Below are 4,444 nucleotides of genomic sequence, written 5' to 3' on the forward strand. Positions count from 1 at the left end.
GTGGAGCCTCATGGCTCCACCGGCGCCAACTGACGGACCCGGATGTGGTGCCTCCCCAAGGGCCCCGGCCCTGCGCGGCGCATGATTCTGACCAGCCCCTCAGCCATCTACGGCTCTCGTGTTGGAACGTCGGTCATCCCGGAGCCGGGCGCCCCCGCCGGAGCCGTGCTTTTCCTGCGCCCGCGTGCGATCAGCCAGAGGATCCACGCTTGGAACAGTCCGGTGACGGTGTACATCAAAAGAGAGATCGTCGGGTTGAACGAGGCAACCGGCAGGAAGATCAAGAGCTGCGAGGTCGGGGAGGTGATCGCGAGCAGCACCAGCGCCTCCAAGCCCTGGCTGCCCGGTTGGCGGGTGCTGATTTCGACGTAGCCGGTTGCGGCGATGACGAGCAGCGCGTAGGAGCCGGCGATGACCAGGGCGAAGGTGCCTCGGTCGTATCGGGAGACATAGCGGCTCACGGCTCGCATTGGTCGCATGATCCGGAGTCTGCATCGTCTGAGATGTGCGGGCTTGAGTACAGGTACTTAGATGACGATCACTCTCTCGGGGGGATTGTCGCCGCTGTTCGGGACCGGCGCCCGGACGGCGGGTGGTGGGAGGGTCGCGCGGCGGTGTGGAGTGCCGTAGTCGGCGGCATGGACAATCCTCGTGCTGCGGCTTCTCGTCGCGGTAAGCGGGGAAGCCGCAGCATCGACATCACGTCCGCAAAGAACGTTCAGGCACTCTCGCTTACCTCGATGGCGGCCGCGGGGCAGACGGCGGCGGCTTCACGTACCGTGGCGTGCAGGTTTTCGGCCGGTTCGGACTCCAGCAGGATGACGATGCCGTCGTCCTCGCGCTGGTCGAACACCTCTGGTGCGATCAGCACACACTGGCCCGCGCCGCAGCACTTGGCCTCGTCCACGGTGACTTTCATGGGGTTCCTCTCTGGCCGGCCGGGTGTCACCGGCATTCGTACGCGCATCGTGTTGGCTCGCAGGGGCGGCATTACCAGTGCACCGGGACTTCGCGCAGGCCGCCGACCACCAGGCCGTCCACCCGCTGCAATTCCTCAGCCGGGACGGCCAGTCGCAGGGACGGCAGCCTGCGCAGCAGCACCTCGAGCACGACCTGCAGTTCGGTGCGGGCCAGCGACTGGCCCAGGCAGGAGTGCGCGCCGGAGCCGAAGGCCAGGTGGGGGTTCGGGCTGCGGCTCAGGTCCATGTCGTCGGCGCCGTCGAAGACGCTCTCGTCGCGGTTGGCCGCGGCCATGCTGCAGATCACCGTGGTGCCGCGCGGCAGCACCGTCCCGTCGACCTCGGTCTCCTCCTTCAGGTAGCGCGGCAGGCCGAAGCCGGAGTTGGCGTCAAACCGTAGCGACTCCTCCACCGCCGAACGCACCAGCGACGGGTCGGCCAGCAGCCGTTCCCAGCGGGTGCGGTCGACCAGCAGCATGGAGACCATCTTGCCGATCATGTTCGCGGTGGTCTCGTGCCCGGCCACCAGCAGCGCCATCCCGGTGACCAGCAGTTCGACGTCGGTCAGACCTTGCCCCTCGGCGGCGCTCTCCTTGATCAGCGCGCTGAGCAGGTCGTCGCCCGGCCGCTCCCGCTTGGCGGTGACATGGTCGGACATGTACTGGACGAACTCGGCCTGCGCCGCGTCCATTTCCGCCTGGCTGTAGCGGGTGAGGTTGAGCAGCGCGTCGGACCAGTGGGCGAAGCGGTCCCGGTCGGCGGCGGGAACTCCGAGCAGGTCGCAGATCACGTACACGGGCAGCGGGAAACCCAGGGACGCCTTGAGGTCGCCGGGCCCGCCGCGCTTGACCATGTCGTCGATGAGCCGCTCGGCGATCTCCGCCATGATGGGCCGCAGCGCGGCCATGCGCTTGGCGGTGAAGTACTTGCCGACCAGACGCCGCCACCGCTGGTGACCCTCCCCGCTGTCGGGGATGATCTGGGCCATCTCGGTGTTGAACACCCCGCCGGATTCGTTGTCCGACAGCCGGGCCGCGTCGGGTGCGTTCAGCAGGCGGGTGAAGCGCGGGTCGGCCAGCACCTGCTTGACGTCCTCGTAACGGGTCAGCAGCTTCGCCTCGTCACCGCTGGGCAACGTGATCCGCGCGACCGGGCATTGCCGGCGCAGCTCCGCCCACTCCGCCGGCGGCTCCAACGCCGCCTCACTGGGCATGGGATAGCTCAGGACCTGCTCGTTCTGGCTCATCGGCTTCTCCTCGGAAGGGCGTTCTTGTTGTCGTTGACGGGGTGTGACCTTGCTTCGGCATCGGGCCGCGAGCGCTCACAGCCGTGCGAGAGCTTCGACCATGTTCTGGCGGTGCACCCGGGCGGCCTTGGCCATGTTCCAGCCGAGCACTCCGGTGATGTGGCCGCCGACGCTGTAGTGGGCGACGAATCGGTTCTCCTCGGGGGCGCCTTCGATCACGTTCAGCTGAGCTTCGGGGGTGAGGAAGCCGTGTGCTTGGATCTTGACGTCGTACTGGTCGGTCCAGAAGTAGGGGATGGGGACATACGGGCGGTCCTCGCCCAGGATGTTGGCCGCCACGATCTGCGCCTGCTCGACGGCGTTGGTGCGGTTCTCCAGTCGCAATCGCCTGCCCAGCCCTTCGTGGTGCCAGGAGGCCACGTCGCCGACGGCGTAGACGCCTGGGGCGGCGCGGCAGCGTGAGTCGCATTCGACGCCGTCGCCGATGGCCAGCCCGCTGCCGTCGAGCCAGCCCGTGGCCGGACGGGATCCGATCGCCACCACGACGGCGTCGGCGGGCAGCGATTCGCCGGAGGCCAGCCGCACTCCGGTGACGCGGCCGTCGTCGCCGGTGAGGGCCTCGGCGGCGACGCCGAGCCGGAGCCGGACGCCGCGACCGGCATGCAGCGATGTGAGCGCCGCGCCGACCAGGCCGCCGAGCTGGTCGGCCATGACGGCGTGGCCGAGGCCGGCGAGGGTGACGTCGAGTCCCATGCCGCAGGCGGTGGCGGCGATCTCCGCGCCCAGCACGCCCTCGCCGATGACGACGAGCTTGTCCACCGTGGTCAGGCTCCGGCGCAGGGCGAGGGCGTCGTCGAGGGTGCGCAGGACGTGCACGCCCGCCAGGTCGTCCTGACCGGGGAGCCGGTGGGAGACCAGGCCGGTGGCCAAAACCACGGTCTGCGCGCGCAGGACGCGGCCGGAGGCGGTTCGGACCTCGCGGGCGGCGGCGTCCAGCCCGGTCGCCGGATCGCCGAGCACGAACTCCGCCTCCAGCCTGGCGAGGTCGTCTCGGGAGCGCAGGTGCGCCTTCTCACTCTCCCAGGTGCCCGCCAGCACCTGCTTCGACAGCGGTGGCCGGTCATAGGGAAGGTGCCGTTCAGCGCCCACGACGGTGAGTTCGCCGCGGTAGCCCTTGCGCCGCAGTGCCTCCGTCACGGCGAGGCCGCCTGCCGAAGCGCCCACGATCAGGACGTTCTCAGGGCTGGTCAAGCGTGGCTCCTTTCGATCGAAGCGGGCGATGGCGGCGCGCCGTGGTGGTGACGTGCCACCGTAACCGGACTGAACCGTCCGGTTGCTACCGTAGACCCTGTCATTGACATGTGTCGAGAGGTGTTGAAGTCTGGAGTCAACAAACCGGATGATACAGTCCGGTTGCTACGGTAGGTGTCATGTTCAGCGCACGGCGACCCAACAGAGGCCCCAGCGCCGCGGCGGAGAACCGGGCGGCGCTGATCGCGGCGGCCCGCGAGGTGTTCGCCGCCGATGGATACGATGCGCCGCTCACCTCGATCGCACGTGCGGCCGGAGTCGGCCAGGGCAGCCTGTACCGGCACTTCCCCGATCGCGTCAGTCTCGCGCTGGCCGTGTTCGAGGATGGCGTCAGGGAGATCGAAGCGCTCGCCGCGGAGCCCGGCACCACCCTCGACGACATGCTGGCGCTGATGACCGAGCGAGCCATCACCTCGACCGCGTTCATCGACGTGGTCAGCGCCTCGGCCGACGCGCGCCTCATCCATGTGCGCGGCCGGGTGTCGGAGTTGCTGGAGGGCCTGCTCTCCGAGGCGCGGGAGGCCGGCCGGATACGCGAGCACGTCACCGCCGACGACCTGGTCACGGCCATCGGCATGATCGCGGCGCTGCTGGCCAAGATACCGGCGGACACCCGGCGTGAGACCGCCGACCGTGCCTGGCTGCTCCTGCGCAAGGGCATCGACGTCTGATCGTCACGTGTCGCCGGCGGGGTGCGTTGCCGGAACAGGCAGCACCGCGGCCTTACTGTCGGGGAGCCGAGTCGTGGCCTTCCTGGTGGTGCAGGCGGTGGTCGGCCACGGCATCGGCGTGCTGGAGTCGGTGCTCAGCGCCTCTCGACTGGCGCGCTGCCCGGCCCGTTGACGGCCGCCTGGAAGGGTTCAGGACCGTTCCGGCGGGCAACCGCCCGCTACCCCTGCCACACCGCAGAAGAGCCCCGCCGCCAGCG

At 69.4% G+C, this 4,444-nt stretch carries 5 protein-coding genes; 1 reads left to right on the top strand and 4 read right to left on the bottom strand.

Annotation, left to right across the window (positions count from 1 at the left end; all coding sequences use genetic code 11):
* Nucleotides 1-107 precede the first annotated feature (107 nt).
* From ABZ260_RS47380 to ABZ260_RS47395, 4 genes are all read right to left on the bottom strand, one after another.
* Nucleotides 108-479, bottom strand: a complete 372-nt coding sequence (locus ABZ260_RS47380) for a hypothetical protein (RefSeq protein WP_355631541.1) — start codon at nucleotides 477-479, stop codon at nucleotides 108-110.
* A gap of 239 nt (nucleotides 480-718) precedes the next feature.
* Nucleotides 719-919 (bottom strand): ferredoxin, encoded by a 201-nt coding sequence (locus ABZ260_RS47385; protein ID WP_355631544.1) that lies wholly within the window; start codon nucleotides 917-919, stop codon nucleotides 719-721.
* A 71-nt stretch (nucleotides 920-990) separates the two neighbouring features.
* Nucleotides 991-2,205, bottom strand: a complete 1,215-nt coding sequence (locus ABZ260_RS47390; RefSeq protein ID WP_355631547.1) for a cytochrome P450 — start codon at nucleotides 2,203-2,205, stop codon at nucleotides 991-993.
* A 75-nt stretch (nucleotides 2,206-2,280) separates the two neighbouring features.
* Nucleotides 2,281-3,456 carry an FAD-dependent oxidoreductase gene (locus ABZ260_RS47395; RefSeq protein WP_355631550.1) on the bottom strand — a complete coding sequence of 392 codons (1,176 nt, stop codon included), beginning with the start codon at nucleotides 3,454-3,456 and terminating at the stop codon, nucleotides 2,281-2,283.
* A gap of 179 nt (nucleotides 3,457-3,635) precedes the next feature.
* Here ABZ260_RS47395 and ABZ260_RS47400 point away from each other — a divergent pair, with 179 nt between their 5' ends.
* Nucleotides 3,636-4,187 (top strand): helix-turn-helix domain-containing protein, encoded by a 552-nt coding sequence (locus ABZ260_RS47400; RefSeq protein ID WP_355631552.1) that lies wholly within the window; start codon nucleotides 3,636-3,638, stop codon nucleotides 4,185-4,187.
* Nucleotides 4,188-4,444: the final 257 nt, after the last annotated feature.

The organism is Streptosporangium sp. NPDC006013, assembly GCF_040614275.1.
In the GTDB taxonomy this organism is placed as follows: domain Bacteria; phylum Actinomycetota; class Actinomycetes; order Streptosporangiales; family Streptosporangiaceae; genus Streptosporangium.